Source organism: Cyanobium sp. BA5m-21, from assembly GCF_024346235.1.
Lineage (GTDB): Bacteria > Cyanobacteriota > Cyanobacteriia > PCC-6307 > Cyanobiaceae > Cyanobium_A > Cyanobium_A usitatum.
In genome coordinates, this window is record NZ_JAGQCO010000001.1 from 56608 (window position 1) to 72692 (window position 16085).

The following is a 16085-nucleotide window of genomic DNA, read 5'->3' on the forward strand; positions in this document are numbered from 1 at the left end:
GGCGGCTTCAACCTTCCATCCTGGCGATCTGGTGGGACTGGGCGATGAGCGCGGTCCCCAGCTTGCTGTTGTTTTGGCTGTGGCCTCAAACAAGGCCTCTTTAGCAATTGGTACCAGCGCTAGGCAGCAGATCCAGCCGCTGCGGCAACTGTTGCTTCTCACTGCGTTTTCCGGCGAGTGCAACCCACCCCAGCGCCTTGGCCAAGCTCCGTGGTCGATTAGTGACGACGCGTTGACGGCAGTGCTGCCTTCTCGAAGCGATTTCGCGGCAGCTTGGATCCTGATGCAGGCTGAACCTCAGGGATTGCAGCTGAGCGACTGGGTTGATCTGGTTTCTTCGCGACGGGATGGCTTAGCTATTGCATCTTGCTGGCGCTGGTGTCTTGGTCCCCAGACCCTGTTCCGTCTGCGTCAAAACCTCGTTGAGGCCAGGCCCCTGACGGATCTTCGCCGGCTGCGGCGAGAACGCCGACTGCGGGTGCTCCAGGAGCAAGCTGAAATGCGCTGGCAGCAGCAGCTGCGCGATCGTCAGCCGCTTGATCTGCAACTGCTCAGCGCAGAGCAGCGCCAGCAGCTTGAGCTATTGATTGATTGGGCTGGCGGTGAGTGCACAACTCCCCTACCCCTTCCCCTGCGCCAGGCTTTGCAGGCCGCCAAAGTTACGGCGGATACGGGTTCAATTCGCCACCTGCTGGTTGATCTGGGCCAGTGGCAAGCCCACAATTTGCCGTCCCTGCGAGCCACGGTCTGGGAGCAAGGCTTTTCTGCTGATCTACTGGCTGATGCCGAACGCTTACTAGCTAGCGCTGAAACTGAACTACCGGGTGATGCCGAGCGCCTGGACCTCAGCGGCCAGCGCAGCGTCACCATTGATGACGCTGATACCTGCGACATTGACGACGGGTTGGCATTGGAAACAACCCCCGCTGGCCAGGTGAAGATTTGGATCCACGTGGCGGACCCAGCTCGCTTGATTGCGCTGGATTCGCCCCTCGACTTAGAAGCACGACGGCGGGGCAGCAGTCTTTATCTGGCATCTGGAATTTTGCCGATGTTCCCGGAGGCGCTTGCCACCGGACCGATGAGCCTGCGGGCCGGGCATCGCAGTGCCGCCTGGAGCATCTGGGTTGAACTCGACGGCGATGGGGCTGTTAAGGCTTCGGGATTGCAGCGCAGCTGGGTTAAGCCCACCTACCGGCTCAGCTATGGCGATGCCGACGACCTGATCGATCTAGCCCCGCCTCAGGAGCGCGAGCTTGCCGACCTGCACGGCCTGCTGCTGCGCCGCCGCCAGTGGCGTGTGCGCCAGGGTGCCCTGCTGCTGGATCAGCCGGAGGGTCGGATTCGGGCCCAGGGAGACGCGGCCCAGGGAGACGCTCCCCAGCTTGAGATCACCGAACCCAGCCCCGCCCGATTGATGGTGGCCGAAGCGATGATTCTGGCGGGCGCGGTGGTAGCTGGTCTTGGCCAAGAACAAGCTTTAGCTCTGCCCTATCGCAGCCAACTAACAGCAACTTTGCCGCCGGAGGCCGAGCTGGCAGCCCTGCCGGCTGGCCCGGTGCGCCATTGCGCCATTAAGCGGTGCCTAAGCCGCGGTCATACCGGCACGGAGCCAAGCCCCCATTTCAGCCTGGGCTTGCCGGCCTATGTCCAAGTCACCTCGCCGATTCGCCGCTACGCCGATCTAGTGGCGCAACGGCAACTGCTGGCACTTCAACAGGGAAGCCAGCCCATGGTTGCCACCGATCTAGCCGCCCTGCTCTCCGACTTAGACGGTCCGCTCAAGCAGGGGATGCAGATCAGCAGGGAAGACCAGCGTCACTGGCAGCAGGTGTGGTTTGCGGCGCATGGGAGTCAGCATTGGCAGGCCTGTTTCCTGCGCTGGCTGCGGCCCCAGGACAGGTTGGGGCTGGTGCACATTGAGGCCCTGGCCATGGATCTGGCGGCCGAGTGCCCAGCCGGCTCGGACCCAGGCGATCTGCTGCAACTGCGAGTTCAGGCGGTAGACCCCCTGCGCGACCAATTGCGACTGCAGGCCACGGGCTAATCCGCGGCCAGTCGCGAGGCACGCAACCACGGCCCCCAAGGATTGGCACAGCCAATTAACTTGGCCTGGGTCGGCTTATCAAGGTTCTGCAGCCAGCGGTTCAGGCCTGGCTCCAAGGTGATGAGAGGCCACTCCCGTTTGGCGTTATCACTGCTGAAATCGGTGTCGCATACAAAGGTGTAGCCGCCCTGGCCGTCCGGCAGCACCCTTCCATTCCACAGAGACTCCCTGGGTTCTGGACGGCCCTGGCTCGGACTTAGGGGTCTTTGGAATGGGCGCTCAATTTGGCCATTGGCCTGCAGGAGGTCGGGATTGGCCAGCAGCTGCAGCTGTCGGGCTAACCAGTCGCTGGCATGCCAGGGGGTATCCCAGAGCGGCACTACCGCCGCTGGAGCACGGTGATCGTGGAGCAGGCACTGCTGAACGTCCAGGGGCGCAAGCTCAGCTGGGGGGATGCCCCGCTGTACCGCCAGGGCCGCTGCCGCCCCGGCCGCCTGGCCGATGTTCAGAATTAGGGGCTGCAAACGGGTGGCCCCATTGGCCATGTGGCTGCTGCTGAAGGCCTTGTCAGCTGCCAGCAGGTTGTCGATCTCAGCGCTCAGCAGCGCGCCGTAGGGAATGCAAAAGGGAGTGCCGCTCCAGCGCCCTCCCCAGCGAATGCTTTTAGGTGCCAGTGGCCAGTCATTCCCTGGGTAGTGGTGGTCGTTGGCGTAGTTGCCCACCGCTATCGACTCCAGTTCGCCGCTGGCATTGAGCGGCAGTGGCCCCTGGGATTCAGCGCTGCCTAGGGGGAGCAGGTGCTGTTCCAGCACCAGCGAGCGGCCCAGCATTCTTCGCCCCTCCCGCCAGTAGGGCATGGCAGCTAGCCAGGGGGCAGGACTGCCGGCTTCAGCAGGAAAGGCATGGCCCAGTTGAAGCCAGCCCCCACTTGCCTGCTCAAGGGCTCTTGCAAACTGCAGGCTGTAGGACTGCATTTCGGCAGCTAACCCAGCTTGCTCAGCCGGATCAGCGCTGAAGGCGCGTTCCAGCCCCTGGTGCCAGTCATTGCCGTGCAGCGGCCAGTTGAGCATCACCAGGCCCCCAGGCAGGCGCCCATAGTTGATCGTGCGCTCTAAACCGAAGGCCTCGCTTGCTCGTTCAAATGGCGCAGCCAAGGGCTGTGGGGCTGCAGCTGGCGTCAACACTTCGCTCTGGAGCTGGCCCATCACCACCCAGGTGGGCGATTGCACAGGTTGTTGCTTAAAAAAAACTTCCGTTTGCAACCGTTGCAGGCTGGGGGCACTGGGTTCGCCCCATTGCTCCTGGGCTTCCCAGCCGAGTCGAAATGGAGCCTCCGCTAGGGGCAGCAGGTCGCCGCGGTCGCTGCCATCGATGACAACTTTGCAGTCCAGCCATTGGGTTTCACCCTTGTGCTCCAGCTGTACTGCTGTGATGCGGGCCCCCTGACGTCGCACCGCCAGCAGCCTGCAGCTTGGCCACCACTGGAGATTGGCCAGCTCGCTTACCCAGCCCTGCAGGATCGCTTCTGCGGTGGCGGGCCGGTAACCAAAGCAACTCACCCAGTTTTGATCCAGTCCCTCGGGCTCGGCCTGCTCAAGGGCGCGCAGAAAGGCTCCCCAGAGACCTGTCTGCCAAGGGGTGAGCTCATTGCCATCGGGGCAGCAAACGCCGGCGGCGCTCACCATGCCCCCAAGCCAGTTGCCAGGGGTGAGCAAGAGCGTGCTGGCACCGCCGCGGGCCGCCTGGATTGCTGCGGCCACGCCACCGGTGCCGCCCCCCCACACCAATACATCCACTGCTTCTGATGGCAGGGTCATGGCTGGCGGACACGGCTGACCCAAGACTCGCAGGAGATGATCTGAGCAGGCGTGCTCGTGGTCAGCCTTTATGTCCGTCGCCGCTCCGTAGGATCAAAAGGATGACTTACACGCTCACCACCCCCCTCTATTACGTCAACGATCGCGCCCATCTCGGCAGTGCCTACACAACGCTTGCCTGCGATGCGGTGGCACGCCACCAGCGGCTGAGGGGGGAGTCGGTGATGTTCATCACCGGCTGCGATGAACACGGCCAGAAGATCCAGCGCACGGCCGAAGCGGCTGGACTCAGTCCGCAGGCCCATTGCGATCTAATCAGCGAGGGATATCGCGATCTTTGGAACCGTTGGCAAATCAGCAACGACCGCTTCATCCGCACCACCGACCCACGCCACCGCCAATTGGTGGCCCAATTTTTTGCCCGCGTGGAGGCCAACGGCGACGTAGTGGAGGGGCGTCAGCAGGGCTGGTATTGCGTTGCTTGTGAGGAATTCAAAGATGACGCACCGGGCAGTGAGGATCCCGAATGCCCCATCCATCGCAAGCCCCTGGAGTGGCGCGATGAGGTCAATTTGTTTTTCCGCCTTTCCCGCTATCAGGCGCAGATCGAGGCCTTGATCCGCCAGCCGGGCTTCATTGCCCCCGCCAGCAGGCAGAAGGAGGTGGAAAACTTTGTGGCCCAGGGACTGCGCGATTTTTCAATCTCCCGGATCGACCTGCCATGGGGCATTCCGGTCCCCGGCCATGAAGGCCATACCTTTTATGTGTGGTTTGACGCCCTGCTCGGTTATCTCACGGCCCTGCTCGACCCGGAGGAGCCAGTTGTGCTGGAGCAGGTGCTGGAGCGTGGCTGGCCCGCCCAGCTACATGTGATTGGCAAGGACATCCTGCGCTTCCATGCGGTTTATTGGCCGGCGATGTTGCTGTCCGCAGGGTTGCCCCTGCCAGAGCGCGTATTTGGCCACGGCTTCTTGACCCGCGAAGGCCAGAAGATGGGCAAGTCCCTTGGCAATGTGCTCGATCCTGATGTGCTGCTGGAGCGTTGTGGCCGCGATGCGGTGCGCTGGTACTTGCTGCGCGACATTCCCTTCGGCGAGGACGGTGATTTCCAGCAGCAGCGCTTCACTGATCTGGTCAACAACGATTTGGCAAATACGATCGGCAACCTGCTGAATCGCACATCTTCGATGGCACGGCGCTGGTTTGCAGATGCCGTGCCTCCAGCCGGAGCCGCTGCCCAGGCCGATCACCCCCTGGCTGTTGCTTCCCTCGCGGCCGGCAACATTGTCAATACGGCCCTAAACGACCTGGACTTCCGTCGTGCCGCTGAAGCGGCGCTGCAACTAGCAATCGCTGCAAATGGCTACCTCAACGACCAGGCCCCTTGGAAGCAAATGAAGTTGGAGGGTCAGGAGGGTTTGGTGGCAGCGAATCTTTATGCTGTGCTTGAGGCCACCCGCTGGGTGGCAGTGCTGCTGGCCCCGCTCCTGCCTGAGCTTTCTGATCGGATGCTGCTCCAGCTTGGTCAGGAACCATTTGCTAGCGGTCAGCTGGCTCCTGCCTGCGCCCCTGGCAGCCAAGCTTCTCCTTGGCTGCTCGCCCAGCGATGGGGTCTGCTGGAGCCCGGACTCGCCCTGATTGAGCCGCAGCCGGTGATGTTGCGACTTGAGCTCGAGTCACCTCTGTGACCACGACTGCCCGGCTGCAGTGGTGCCCCCTGCTGGCCCTGAGCCTGGGTGCCCTAGTAAGCCTGCCCGTGCTGCTGGTTGGATGCGGCACCCAGGTGTCTAAGGAGGAGCCGGCCCAGCCTTTTGTCTTCCGCTCCCTCAACCTGCGCCAGAAGGATTCCAGCGGACGGCCCCTGTGGGAATTGACCAGCCCGGAGGTCCGCTACGACCTCAGTCGTCGTGTTGCCCAAGCCCGCGACCTGCGCGGCACCATCTATGCCAAGGGAAAACCCCTGTATCGAATAACGGCCAGCAGTGGCACCGTCATTAACGATGGCGAAGTGGTGCAGTTGGAGGGCCCAATCCGGCTGCAGCGCCTTGGGCCCAAGCCACTTGTTGTGACCTCTACTCGTGTGCGTTGGTATCCCAAGCAGGAGCGCATGGAATTGGACCGCAGTCCCCGCGCCTCCCAGGGGGAGTTGCTCGTGTCCGCTCGCCGGGCCCGCTTCTGGATCAAGCAGGACAAGTTGGAGTTGAGGGGGGAGCCCCTGTTGGAACGTTCAGGGGCGGTCGGCTTGAAGCTGGCGCTGAGTTCTGCAGATTGGTTCCCAACCACTGGCCAACTGATCGGTCGAGGGCCAGTTCGGGGAGAACGGCGCATAGCAGCTAGTGGTCTTCAAACACTTTCGGCGCCATCCCTTACCGGTAATTCCCTGCTTCAGCTGATCGACCTACAGGCACCGGTGCAGGTGCGGGATCCTGGCCGCAAGGGCCGTCTTGATGCCAGCCATACCCGCCTCGACCTGGCGCGGGAACGCATTAGCAGTGCCCATCCATTCACCGCTGTGCTGGATCAGTCCCGGCTTAGCGGCACGGGCTTTGAAGCGATTGGTCCTAGTCACACCTTGATGGTTCCCCTCAATTGCCGCCTAAACCAACCAGCCGATTCCCTCGTCGCCAATAGCTGCAGCTGGAATTGGCAGACTAATAAGATTGAAGCCCTTGGTGCTGTCGAGCTGCGCCGCAAGGCTCTTGCCCAGGTCACCCGCTCTCAGCGGCTTCAGGGCGTGCTTACTAAGCAGGGGATGGCCGTGTTTAGCAGTCCGGGGGCGCGGGTGGAATCTCGGGTGACCTTGCCTCCCCGGGCTCGATCAGGTCCTGATTCCCGCAAGCCGGCTCCATTCGCTCTTTAAGTCGCTGGGCCCAACCCTCGAGCCAGATCAAATCGCTGCGGCTAAAGCAGCGCGGCGACCAGCCTGCAAGCACTACCAAGCCCCTTGAGTCAATCGGCTGAACCACTACGGCTGGCACCCCTGGCAGCAGGCTCTCAAATTCAGCACGGCCTGGATAGAGGTTCAGGTCTACAAGTGAGATGGCGGCCCCTTTCTCTTGGGCTCGCTGGCAGATAGCTCCTGGTTCAAAGGGCACCTGCGCTAGTAGGCCGCGGCGCAGTAAACACTTGTTTTGCCACAGCACCACCACCGCTGCCGCCGGGGTGGCGGTGAGCAACATCTGGCTACCCCACCCCAATTCTTCTAATAACGCTTCAGGTAGCCCATCTGCGAGCTCCACTCCCTGCACGCCTTCGAGGGCAACTCGGGCAGCCGCTTCGGGCAAGGCCCGGGTCCAGAGCACACCTACCAACATCAGAGCCACCGCCAGGAAGCTGGCCAATACGGCGGCTCGCTCGAGGGCGGGATCGATGTTGGTCGCGGTTGTTTGATTCAGTACAACCAGGGCCAGGGAGGCCACCCCAGAGAGAAAACAGACCCTTGCGGGTGTGGAGGGGGCCATAGGGGTCAAGCAGGAGGCGACAGCTGGGCCCGCAGGCGGCAAACTAGAACCATGTTGGCCCTGAACCGTTGCCACCTTCCCTGCGTGTGACCCGTCGGATTCCCTTGTTGGGAGTTGTGGCAGCCCTGTTTATGGGCTTTGCAGCCTTTTGGATGCCTGCCCCGGCCCTGGCAATTGCCGCAAGTGGTCTACCGGCCTCCGCTCCCCAGGAACGCATTCTTGACACCGCAGATGTGCTGAGCCGAGCAGCCATCGGCGAGCTCAGTAAAACCCTCGAAAGTTTTTCAGCAGAGCGGGTGGATGCCCACTTGATCACCGTTAACCGCCTTGACTATGGGCTTAGCCTTTCCCAGCTCGGAAATTCAGTGCTGGAGCGTTGGTCTGAGTCTGGGGGCGAGCCCAACCAGGTGCTCTTTTTAATCGACAGCCAGACGAACAGTGCGGCGGTTGTTTCCTCTCCAGGCCTGGTTACCCAGCTTGATGCCAGCCTGCTACGCAGCACGGCCCGAACCACGATGGCCCAGCCGATCCGCGATGGCGGTCGCTATCGCCAGGGCAGCCTCGATGCCATGACTCGCCTGCTCACCGTGCTGCAGGGAGGTGAGGATCCCGGTGAACCAATCACCGCTGAGGTTGTCAGCCAGCCCACCAACATCCCCACGAAGGAGGAAACGAAGTCAAGTAATGCCTTTACTTGGATTGTGGTGCTTTTAACGGTTGGCACAATTGTGCCCATGCTCACTTGGTGGGTCTTCTCGCGCTGATCCGATGGCACTAACCAACTGGATGGGGGCATTTGGGCGCGCCCAAGCCCTAGACCTCAGCAACGATCTTGAGCGCGGTTATGAATCCGCCCTGCTCATCCAGAGCATTGAGCTAGAGCACTACAACGACCGGCCCGTACGTCCTGAATTGGACCTGCGTATTCCCAGGTCGGCACAGGCGCAGTTACTGCGTCGTTTTCGAGCTGCGCTAGAGGTCTGCCGCCAGTCTGTACAAACCTTGCAGACCCACCGAGGCGAGCTGGCCGGTCAGGAAATTCGCCAGTTTCAACTAATTGAGTCTGTAGTTGCCCGCTACGCGGCCAGTAGGGATCCGCTGCCTGCTATCAGTCGCTCCCCGGAGGTGCTGCCCCGCAGCTTGATTGGTGTTGTTGATCAGGTGCGTCGCCAGCTCGACCCCGAGGCGGAAGCGAATGTGGTGGCTGGTTTTCGGCGGCGCAGAGACTCCACTTTGGTGTCACTGCGCATCCTGCTACTGCTGATTTTGGTGCCGGTGCTGGTGCAGCAGATCAGCCGCACCTATGTGTTTTCACCTTTGGTTGATCGCTTCGCTCCAGACAACGCTTTTCTTACCTATCCGAAACCAAAGCTTGAGGAGAAGGCCGTAGAGAAATTACGGCTTTTCCAGGCGGAAATTGAATTTGACGCCCTCTTGAACGGCAATCCCCTGCCAAGCCGTGATGAGCTGCAGACGCAGCTGGCGAGCAAGGCTCAGTCGCTCAAGGATGAAGCTGATCTGGAAAGCACCCACGCCATTAAGAACGTGCTTGCCGATCTCGGTGGCCTGGTCGGTTTTGTTTGCGTTTGCTTCTTTGGTCGTCGTGATCTTCAGGTGTTGCGCGGTTTCCTAGATGAGCTTGTGTATGGATTGAGCGACAGCGCCAAGGCCTTCGGAATCATCTTATTTACCGATATTTTTGTGGGCTTTCACAGCCCGGAGGGCTGGACAGTGCTGCTGGATGGCGTTGCTAACCACCTCGGCCTGCCTGCCCAGGAGAATTTCATAATGCTATTTATTGCTACCTTCCCGGTGGTTTTAGCGACCGTGTTCAAATACTGGATTTTCCGCTATCTCAACCGTGTTTCACCTTCTTCTGTGGCCACGCTCCACAACATGAATGGTGGTGGTTGATTCCTACCAGCCATGCACTCTTGTGCTCGGTCCTGCCCGTAGTGGCAAGAGCCGCTGGGCCGAGCACCTCGCCATGCAGTCGGGCCTGCCGGTTACCTACTTGGCAACCGGGCCTCAGCCAAGCGCCGAAGATGCTGCCTGGTTGGCGAGGGTTGAGGCCCACGCCGCTAGACGTCCACAGCACTGGAGCGTCTTGGAGGTTGATAGCGCCTTAGCCGGCGCCCTCGACTGCCTCAGCCCCCCTGGCTTTGCTCTTGTCGATTCCCTCGGCACCTGGGTCGCTGCTGGCCTCGAGCTCGATAGTTCTGCTTGGCAACAGCGCTGTACAGCTCTTGTACAAAGCTTGAGCCGCTGCAAGGTGCCCGTGCTGCTCGTGAGTGAGCAAACCGGGTGGGGGGTTGTGCCTGCCACTGCGATAGGCGGTTTGTTTCGAGATCGCCTTGGCTCCTTGGAGCAGCAGCTTGCCCCCCTCTGCGCTGCTACCTGGCTTGTTGTTGCGGGCCGCGCGCTCAATCTGAGCAACTTGGGTTTTGCCGTACCTGCTGTTTGATCGTGCCCCAGATCGTTTTATTTCAGCCCCAGATTCCACCCAACACAGGCAGCATTGCCCGCACCTGCGCGGCCACCGGCACGGAGTTGCACCTAGTGGAGCCCCTGGGCTTCCAAATCGATGATCGCCAGCTCAAGCGGGCTGGCCTCGACTATTGGCCCCTGGTGTCCTTGCAGCGCCATGCCGACTGGTCAGCGTTTGCTGATCACCGTGTCCGCAGCGGCGGTCGCCTGATCGCCCTTAGTAGCCATGCAAGCCAGCCCTACACCAGTTGGCAATTTGAACCCGATGACTGGCTGCTGTTTGGCCGCGAAACCGACGGCCTACCAACGGATGTGCTGGCCTCGGCCGATGCGGCTCTCACGATCCCAATGTCAGGTGCCAAGCGGCCCCAGCAGGCCGGAGTGCGTAGCCTCAACCTCTCCGTGTCGGTTGGGGTGGTGTTGTTTGAGGCGCTTCGACAACAGAATTCGCTGACATTGGCGTGATCCCCTGAGGTGACAGGGTTCTGGTCACCCCATCAGCGCCTTTGGTCGCAACCAGCACTTGTGGCGGTGAGTTCCGTCCGCTACTGTCTGGCCGGCTTGGGGATATCGGCTTCTCCACAAGCTTTGTCCGACTGAATGAACTGCATGAAGCCTTTGCAAACGACTCTGCGATTCCTGATCCCCTGCGCCATTGCCCTGCCGGCAGTGGTCGCAGCTCTTGACCCCGCCGATATCGAGAAGGCTTCTGTTGATTCTTTGATCGCTGCCCTACCTGCCCCCAGCATCGACAAGATCTGGGTCAAGGTGCGCCAGCCCATCAGCGTTGAAGAGCTATCCAGCAGCCTCAAGCTCGCTGAAGAGCGATTGGCCAAGCTCAACGACGTCAACGAAGACCACCATTTCCGTCAAGGTGACTGGCTTGTTGTTCCCAGCCAGCAATCGAAGCAAATAAAGCAGCTGGCAGCGATCGATACCAGCGAGTTGCGTCGCACACCTCCTCTCCAGTCCCTACCGCCTGTGGAGGAGCGTGCTGTTGTGCGCTTTGGCGACACGGTCGTAAAGATTGCTCAGCGCTATGGATTGACCCTGCAGGAACTGCTGCGTCTCAATCCTGGTCTCGAAACCGCACGCCTTGTCGTCGGTTCCCAGGTACGGCTTGCGCAGGCTTCATCCGGCCGCACCCGCATGGTGCTGGGGCTCAAGCCAACCACTAGCGGCGGCATCAGCTGGCCCGAACTGCCTGGTTTTGATGAGCTCAACCAGCCCTTTGCTGGTCCAAGCTCAGCCCAGGGCTGGATTTGGCCGACCAAGGGAGTTTTTACTTCCGGATACGGCTGGCGCTGGGGTCGCATGCACAAGGGCATCGACGTGGCCAACAACGTGGGGACACCGATCGTGGCGGCCAAGGCTGGTCGGGTGGTCTTCTCTGGCTGGCACGACGGCGGCTACGGCTACTTGGTAACCCTGGCCCATGCCGATGGCAGCCGTTCCCTTTACGGCCACAACAGCCGCCTAATGGTCCGAGTAGGGCAGGATGTTGAACAGGGATCTTTGATTTCCCATATGGGCAGCACGGGCCGAAGCACCGGCCCCCACCTGCACTTCGAGGTCCATCCCCCGAGCGCCGGGGCTGCCAACCCTCTTTATTTCCTGCCACCTAGGGCCTGATAAACTCAATCAACGGCTCGGTAGCTCAGCTGGTTAGAGCGTGGGATTCATAACCCCAAGGTCGGGAGTTCAAGTCTCCCCCGAGCCATTTTCTCTGACTGGGCCTTGATTCTGGCCCTTTTTTATTATTTATCTGTCTCCTAACTAGCGCAACTCGACTGTGTTGAGCCTTGCTCGAAATGAGGCCACATCGTCCTGATCGCTTGCAATGCCGCCCATCAGCTCAAAGGGATCTGGATCAGGCTTTAGCTGTTGAACTTCAGGCGAGGCGGAGGAGGTGCCAGCAGTTGTGGCAACACCACCCCGTCGTGCACGGCCATAGCCCTGGGAGCGCCCCTCAATTGCCCGAATCAAAGACTTGCTGCGGTTGACCTCTCCAATGCTCTGGCCGTCCTTGGGCCGGACCAATGGATTGCCCTTCAGTTCAGAGCGCAGCTGGCTAAGCAGACGGAAATGCCCAGTCGTGTTGTATTTCCGCAGCACACTCGGCTCCCAAGCCATCGCCATCACTCCCATAGACATCACTTGAATCAGCCTATGGCCCCGGCAGCCTGGATCATGTGATAAATTGTGAATAGCAACTGGTAGTCGATCCGACTTTGGACTGTAGTCCCCAGTGCGCCCAGCCCTCACTTACTTAACCAGCATGTCCCGGCTAGTTGGCCTGCAGGCTCCAGATTTCACAGCCACCGCAGTGGTGGATCAGGAATTCAAGGAGATCAGTCTCTCCCAGTACCGCGGCAAGTACGTGGTGCTGTTCTTCTACCCCCTCGATTTCACCTTCGTCTGCCCTACGGAGATCATCGCTTTCTCCGAACGCTATAACGACTTCTCCAGCCGCAACTGCGAAGTGCTGGGTGTTTCCGTTGACAGCCAGTTCAGCCACCTCGCCTGGGTTCAGACGGATCGCAAAAACGGAGGTATTGGCGATATTGACTATCCCCTCATTGCTGACCTCAAAAAGGACATCGCCCGCTCCTACGAAGTACTCGATGAGGACGCAGGTGTGGCCCTACGTGGTCTGTTCATCATTGATCCTGATGGCGTGATCATGCAGAGCACAATCAACAATCTGCCCGTCGGTCGTAGTGTGGACGAGACCCTGCGTTTGCTGCAGGCCTTCCAGCACATCCGCAACAACCCAGACGAAGTCTGCCCAGCAAACTGGAATCCAGGGGATAAGACCATGAATCCTGACCCAGTTAAGAGCAAGGAGTTCTTCGCCGCCGTTAACTGATTGCTAGCAGGGCTGCAATTGTTTGATCCTCTGCGATCAAACCGGGGGGCCCTTGGCCCCCTTTTTTGCGACATCTTGCTGAGAGTCGAGTTCGCCAGGCTTCAATTGCTCAGGCTGGCAAGCAGTCTCAAGCCGTCGAGCCCCCCCGTGAGCGGGTCGCAGGCGCGCTCCGGATGGGGCATCAGACCCAGCACATTGCCTCCTGCGTTGGTCAGGCCCGCCACATCACCAACCGAGCCGTTGGGATTGCATGCGTAGCGCAACACCACCTGACCATTTGCTTCGAGCTCAGCCAATTGCTCGCTCTCGCACTGGTATCGCCCCTCCCCATGGGCGATCGGAAGCACGATCGCTTCTGCCTCGTTATAGCTTTTCAGCCAGCGACAGTTGCCAGGTTTAACGCTCAGCGGGGTTGGTTCACAGAGAAAATGCAGCCGAGCATTGCGGGTGAGAGCACCTGGCAATAACCCCATCTCAGTGAGTACCTGAAAGCCATTGCAGATACCCAATACCGCACCGCCTGCTTCTGCGAAAAGCCTCACCGATTCCAATACGGGGGCAAACCTGGCAATTGCACCGCAGCGCAAATAGTCTCCATAACTGAAGCCGCCAGGGATCACCACTGCGTCTAGGCCGCTGAGATCGCGCTCCTCATGCCAAAGGAAGCGGGTCGGTAGACCGACGCAACCCTCTAGGGCCCAGCGCACATCTCGGTCACAATTTGAGCCTGGGAAAACCACGATGCCAATGGTCATTGCTGTTGCTCCCCGGCCTTTTCAAGCAGCTCTAGCTGCCAATTTTCGATTACTGGATTGGCAAACAAGCGGTCACTGAGTAGTTCCAGCTGGCCTTGGGCGGTGGTTTTGTCCGGAGCCTCCAGTTCCAGCTCTATTGCCTTGCCGATGCGCAGGCTGCGGACGCCGTCGACGCCGAGTCGGGCCGCTGCAGCCCTGGTGGCCTCGCCAGCCGGATCAAGCACCGAGGGCCGAAGTGAAACCTGAACGCGCGCGCGGAAGAGTGGCACCAGAGGAGCAGAAGGTTTGTTAAATCTTGGCAGCCCGGTGGCCCGCTGACGTCACTTTTGGTCAGCTTGAAAGCAGCCCGCTGGCATTTCGGCCGTGGTTTGGCGCTTCAACTCAGTTCCTATTGGCGTCTGGCCAGCCTGCAGGGCACTGCTGGCTGGCTTGATAGCCCTTTGTGTACCAGCTGCGCTTGCCCAGCCTTTGCAGTGCCGTCTGGCTGATGGGCCTTGGCAGCCATGCACCATGCTCGTTCAAGCACCGGCAGCAGAGCTGCCTATTCGGTGGACGATCGAGCTCGGCCCGCGTCGAATCGACTTCCGCAACGACGGCAGTGGCACGGTGCAGATGCTTGATTCAACAGGGTGGTTGCCGGTTGAAACCAACTGGATTGCGGGGCCTGCGCTCTGCTGGAACGGGCTATGCCCAAAGGGGATATCCCCTTGGATTGATCAGCTAGTTAGCAGCTGCCAGCTCACCGGTCAGGGCCTGGTCTAGGCAGGCTTCGATGGCAGGGCGATCCAGTTGGAAGCCAAGCAAAACCAGCTCTAGGCCTGGGGCCTGCTGGGTGACCGAAGCCTGCCCAGCCCCTGGTTCAAACCAGCACTCCAGCCGCGGCCCAACAGCCTGGATCTGAAGCGGTCGGTTTTTACCTGAAAGCCAAAGACGCCCCTTGAGCCGAATCAGGGCGCTATCACTCACCAGTTGCAGCAGTTGTTGCTCAAGGGCAACCCGGCAGAAATCGCCAGCCAGCTCGAGGGCAAGCGACTCGATGGCAACATGACTGTGATCGTGATGCTCGTGATCGTGGTGATCATGGTCGTGGTCGTGATGCTCATGGCCTGTGGTGGTTGGCTGCCGGCGCTCAAGGCCCAGCACCAGCTCTGGGGAGACCATCCCCCTACCCATCGACAACAGCACAGCTCCTGGCTGCAGCTGGGGGGCAAGGGCCTTATGCACCAGATCAACCTCGCCCGCAGATAGGCAGTCGGCCCGGCTAATCAAAACCAGATCGGCAGCCTCAAGCTGCTCGGCAAACAGTTCATCGATAGCCGAAGCGTGATCCAGGCTTGGATCAGCGAGCCGCTGGGCCTCGAGAGCGGCTGGATTTGCCACCACACTGCCTGCTGCAAGGGCTTCGCCATCAACAACTGCCACCACGCCATTGAGGCGAATGCGGGTGCGGATTTGCGGCCAATTCAGGGCTGCAATCAGTGGTTCGGGCAGGGCCAGGCCACTGGTTTCCACCACGATGCCATCCAGGCTGTCTGCTCGCTCAAGCAGCTTCTCCATAGTTGGCAAAAAGTCGTCTTGGACCGTGCAGCAGAGGCAGCCATTTGCCAGCTCCACCAGGCGGGTGTCTAGCTCATCTTCGGGGCAAAAACCACAGCTGCGTAGCAGGTCTCCGTCGATACCCACCTCGCCAAATTCATTTACCAGCACAGCCAGGCGCTGACCGCTGTGGAGCAGCAAATGGCGCAGCAGGGTTGTTTTGCCCGCACCGAGAAAACCTGTCACCACGGTGACAGGCAGCCTTCTACTTTGTGTCGTCATCTCAGGCCGCCAAACCCGCCAGGGCCCAGGTGCCGCCAAGAGCCATTAGGGCGAAACTAAGCCAGCGCAGCTGGGTTGAAGAAAGGCGAGCTCCCAAGGGCCGCAAGGCAATAAGTGCCATCGCAAGCAGGCCTGCCTGTGAAAGAAACAGGCCCGTGCCGTAGGCAACTACGGGCATGGCGCTCCAGCCAAAAACGGGGCCGCTTAGTACATAGCCGTGCAAGGCCATGGCGGGAAGCAGCAGCAAGGACGGCAAGCGCCGTAGCAACACCAGTGCCTCAACAATGAGGGTGCAGGCCACCAGGGATTCAGCGCCTGGCATCCCTGGCCACAGCAGTCCAGCGCCACTACCAAGCAAGCCAACAGCGAGAAGTCCCAGGCTCCAGCTAAGCCGTTTTTGCAGCCCTACCAAGGAAAGTGCCAGTAGGAAAAGCAGATGATCCGGGCCCAGCACTGGGTGGGCGAGGCCACTCAGAACGCCATTGAACATGCTGGGCTTTAGCTGGCCGATATCGGCAAAATGATGGGCCTGGACTGGGCTAAGGGCGCCAATGCCGATTGATGCCAGGCCAGCAACTAGGAGCCAGCGGCCCAGGGCTTGGCCGTTGGGTGCTGTTTTGATCAAATTCATGGGCCGGTCCGCGCCGTAGGAGGAACAAAACCGGCGGGCGTTCTGACTTGGTAATGGATCGCAAGCAGGCCCCAAAGTTGGAGCAGATTTGCGGGCCATAGCCTTCACAGCTGCGGGACAGTGCCGGATTTTCACCGACCTTTCCCCCTTTCCTCCAGTGGCTGATCCCCACTGGAACCGGAAATTAGATGCTAAAGGCA

16 protein-coding genes, 1 tRNA gene and 1 riboswitch are annotated in these 16085 nt (G+C 60.5%); of the genes, 10 read left to right on the forward strand and 7 right to left on the reverse strand.

Annotation, left to right across the window (positions count from 1 at the left end; translation table 11 throughout):
* Positions 1-283 precede the first annotated feature (283 nt).
* Positions 284-2047 (forward strand): ribonuclease catalytic domain-containing protein, encoded by a 1764-nt coding sequence (locus tag KBY72_RS00285; RefSeq protein ID WP_254992910.1) that lies wholly within the window; start codon positions 284-286, stop codon positions 2045-2047.
* On the opposite strand, the gene KBY72_RS00290 is transcribed toward KBY72_RS00285, so the two are convergent.
* Positions 2044-3864, reverse strand: a complete 1821-nt coding sequence (locus KBY72_RS00290; protein ID WP_254992911.1) for an FAD-dependent oxidoreductase — start codon at positions 3862-3864, stop codon at positions 2044-2046. The genes KBY72_RS00285 and KBY72_RS00290 overlap by 4 nt on opposite strands.
* A gap of 101 nt (positions 3865-3965) precedes the next feature.
* Between KBY72_RS00290 and KBY72_RS00295 the strand changes: the two genes are divergently transcribed.
* Together KBY72_RS00295 and lptC are read left to right on the forward strand one after the other, a co-directional pair.
* Positions 3966-5552: a methionine--tRNA ligase gene (locus KBY72_RS00295; RefSeq protein WP_254959986.1), complete on the forward strand. Its 1587-nt coding sequence runs from the start codon at positions 3966-3968 to the stop codon at positions 5550-5552.
* Entirely contained in the window at positions 5549-6724 is a 1176-nt protein-coding gene (lptC, locus tag KBY72_RS00300; RefSeq protein WP_254959985.1) for an LPS export ABC transporter periplasmic protein LptC, read from the forward strand. Before KBY72_RS00295 ends, lptC begins: the two co-directional genes overlap by 4 nt.
* On the opposite strand, the gene KBY72_RS00305 is transcribed toward lptC, so the two are convergent.
* Positions 6627-7325, reverse strand: coding sequence for a cofactor assembly of complex C subunit B (locus KBY72_RS00305; RefSeq protein WP_254959984.1), 699 nt, complete (start codon positions 7323-7325; stop codon positions 6627-6629). The two genes, lptC and KBY72_RS00305, sit on opposite strands and share 98 nt — an antisense overlap.
* 86 nt (positions 7326-7411) lie before the next feature.
* Between KBY72_RS00305 and psb32 the strand changes: the two genes are divergently transcribed.
* The 6 genes from psb32 to KBY72_RS00335 all read left to right on the forward strand — a co-directional run bounded on the left by psb32 (position 7412) and on the right by KBY72_RS00335 (position 11532).
* Entirely contained in the window at positions 7412-8089 is a 678-nt protein-coding gene (gene psb32, locus KBY72_RS00310) for a photosystem II repair protein Psb32 (RefSeq protein WP_254992913.1), read from the forward strand.
* Positions 8090-8093: 4 nt separating this feature from the next.
* Positions 8094-9239 (forward strand): proton extrusion protein PcxA, encoded by a 1146-nt coding sequence (gene pxcA / locus KBY72_RS00315; protein ID WP_254992914.1) that lies wholly within the window; start codon positions 8094-8096, stop codon positions 9237-9239.
* 22 nt (positions 9240-9261) lie between these two features.
* Positions 9262-9789 (forward strand): bifunctional adenosylcobinamide kinase/adenosylcobinamide-phosphate guanylyltransferase, encoded by a 528-nt coding sequence (cobU, locus tag KBY72_RS00320; protein ID WP_254992915.1) that lies wholly within the window; start codon positions 9262-9264, stop codon positions 9787-9789.
* Between the two features lie 2 nt (positions 9790-9791).
* Positions 9792-10277: a tRNA (cytidine(34)-2'-O)-methyltransferase gene (locus KBY72_RS00325; RefSeq protein ID WP_254992918.1), complete on the forward strand. Its 486-nt coding sequence runs from the start codon at positions 9792-9794 to the stop codon at positions 10275-10277.
* Positions 10278-10421: 144 nt separating this feature from the next.
* Positions 10422-11444: a peptidoglycan DD-metalloendopeptidase family protein gene (locus tag KBY72_RS00330; RefSeq protein WP_254959978.1), complete on the forward strand. Its 1023-nt coding sequence runs from the start codon at positions 10422-10424 to the stop codon at positions 11442-11444.
* Between the two features lie 14 nt (positions 11445-11458).
* A tRNA-Met gene (locus KBY72_RS00335) sits at positions 11459-11532 on the forward strand.
* Between the two features lie 56 nt (positions 11533-11588).
* Here KBY72_RS00335 and KBY72_RS00340 read toward each other — a convergent pair.
* Positions 11589-11945: a hypothetical protein gene (locus KBY72_RS00340; RefSeq protein ID WP_254959977.1), complete on the reverse strand. Its 357-nt coding sequence runs from the start codon at positions 11943-11945 to the stop codon at positions 11589-11591.
* Between the two features lie 145 nt (positions 11946-12090).
* Between KBY72_RS00340 and KBY72_RS00345 the strand changes: the two genes are divergently transcribed.
* Positions 12091-12681: a peroxiredoxin gene (locus KBY72_RS00345; RefSeq protein ID WP_254959976.1), complete on the forward strand. Its 591-nt coding sequence runs from the start codon at positions 12091-12093 to the stop codon at positions 12679-12681.
* A 101-nt stretch (positions 12682-12782) separates the two neighbouring features.
* On the opposite strand, the gene purQ is transcribed toward KBY72_RS00345, so the two are convergent.
* The 4 genes from purQ to KBY72_RS00365 form a co-directional block, all read right to left on the reverse strand.
* Positions 12783-13436: a phosphoribosylformylglycinamidine synthase subunit PurQ gene (gene purQ, locus KBY72_RS00350; protein ID WP_254959975.1), complete on the reverse strand. Its 654-nt coding sequence runs from the start codon at positions 13434-13436 to the stop codon at positions 12783-12785.
* Positions 13433-13705, reverse strand: coding sequence for a phosphoribosylformylglycinamidine synthase subunit PurS (gene purS, locus KBY72_RS00355; protein ID WP_106501799.1), 273 nt, complete (start codon positions 13703-13705; stop codon positions 13433-13435). Before purS ends, purQ begins: the two co-directional genes overlap by 4 nt.
* Positions 13706-14156: 451 nt before the next feature.
* Positions 14157-15254, reverse strand: coding sequence for a cobalamin biosynthesis protein CobW (gene cobW, locus KBY72_RS00360; protein WP_254959973.1), 1098 nt, complete (start codon positions 15252-15254; stop codon positions 14157-14159).
* A 1-nt stretch (position 15255) separates the two neighbouring features.
* Positions 15256-15885, reverse strand: a complete 630-nt coding sequence (locus tag KBY72_RS00365; protein WP_106501801.1) for a HupE/UreJ family protein — start codon at positions 15883-15885, stop codon at positions 15256-15258.
* Between the two features lie 14 nt (positions 15886-15899).
* A riboswitch (cobalamin riboswitch) is annotated at positions 15900-16082 on the reverse strand.
* Positions 16083-16085: the final 3 nt, after the last annotated feature.

What these genes read in the sequence shown, in the direction of transcription:
- KBY72_RS00340 (WP_254959977.1), bottom strand. Translation starts at nt 11,945, where the DNA reads ATGGCTTGGGAGCCGAGTGTGCTGCGGAAATACAACACGACTGGGCAT.
- KBY72_RS00290 (WP_254992911.1), bottom strand. Translation starts at nt 3,864, where the DNA reads ATGACCCTGCCATCAGAAGCAGTGGATGTATTGGTGTGGGGGGGCGGC.
- KBY72_RS00330 (WP_254959978.1), top strand. Translation starts at nt 10,422, where the DNA reads ATGAAGCCTTTGCAAACGACTCTGCGATTCCTGATCCCCTGCGCCATT.
- pxcA (WP_254992914.1), top strand. Translation starts at nt 8,094, where the DNA reads ATGGCACTAACCAACTGGATGGGGGCATTTGGGCGCGCCCAAGCCCTA.
- KBY72_RS00365 (WP_106501801.1), bottom strand. Translation starts at nt 15,885, where the DNA reads ATGAATTTGATCAAAACAGCACCCAACGGCCAAGCCCTGGGCCGCTGG.
- KBY72_RS00295 (WP_254959986.1), top strand. Translation starts at nt 3,966, where the DNA reads ATGACTTACACGCTCACCACCCCCCTCTATTACGTCAACGATCGCGCC.
- cobW (WP_254959973.1), bottom strand. Translation starts at nt 15,254, where the DNA reads ATGACGACACAAAGTAGAAGGCTGCCTGTCACCGTGGTGACAGGTTTT.
- KBY72_RS00345 (WP_254959976.1), top strand. Translation starts at nt 12,091, where the DNA reads ATGTCCCGGCTAGTTGGCCTGCAGGCTCCAGATTTCACAGCCACCGCA.
- KBY72_RS00285 (WP_254992910.1), top strand. Translation starts at nt 284, where the DNA reads ATGCAGGCTGAACCTCAGGGATTGCAGCTGAGCGACTGGGTTGATCTG.
- purQ (WP_254959975.1), bottom strand. Translation starts at nt 13,436, where the DNA reads ATGACCATTGGCATCGTGGTTTTCCCAGGCTCAAATTGTGACCGAGAT.
- KBY72_RS00305 (WP_254959984.1), bottom strand. Translation starts at nt 7,325, where the DNA reads ATGGCCCCCTCCACACCCGCAAGGGTCTGTTTTCTCTCTGGGGTGGCC.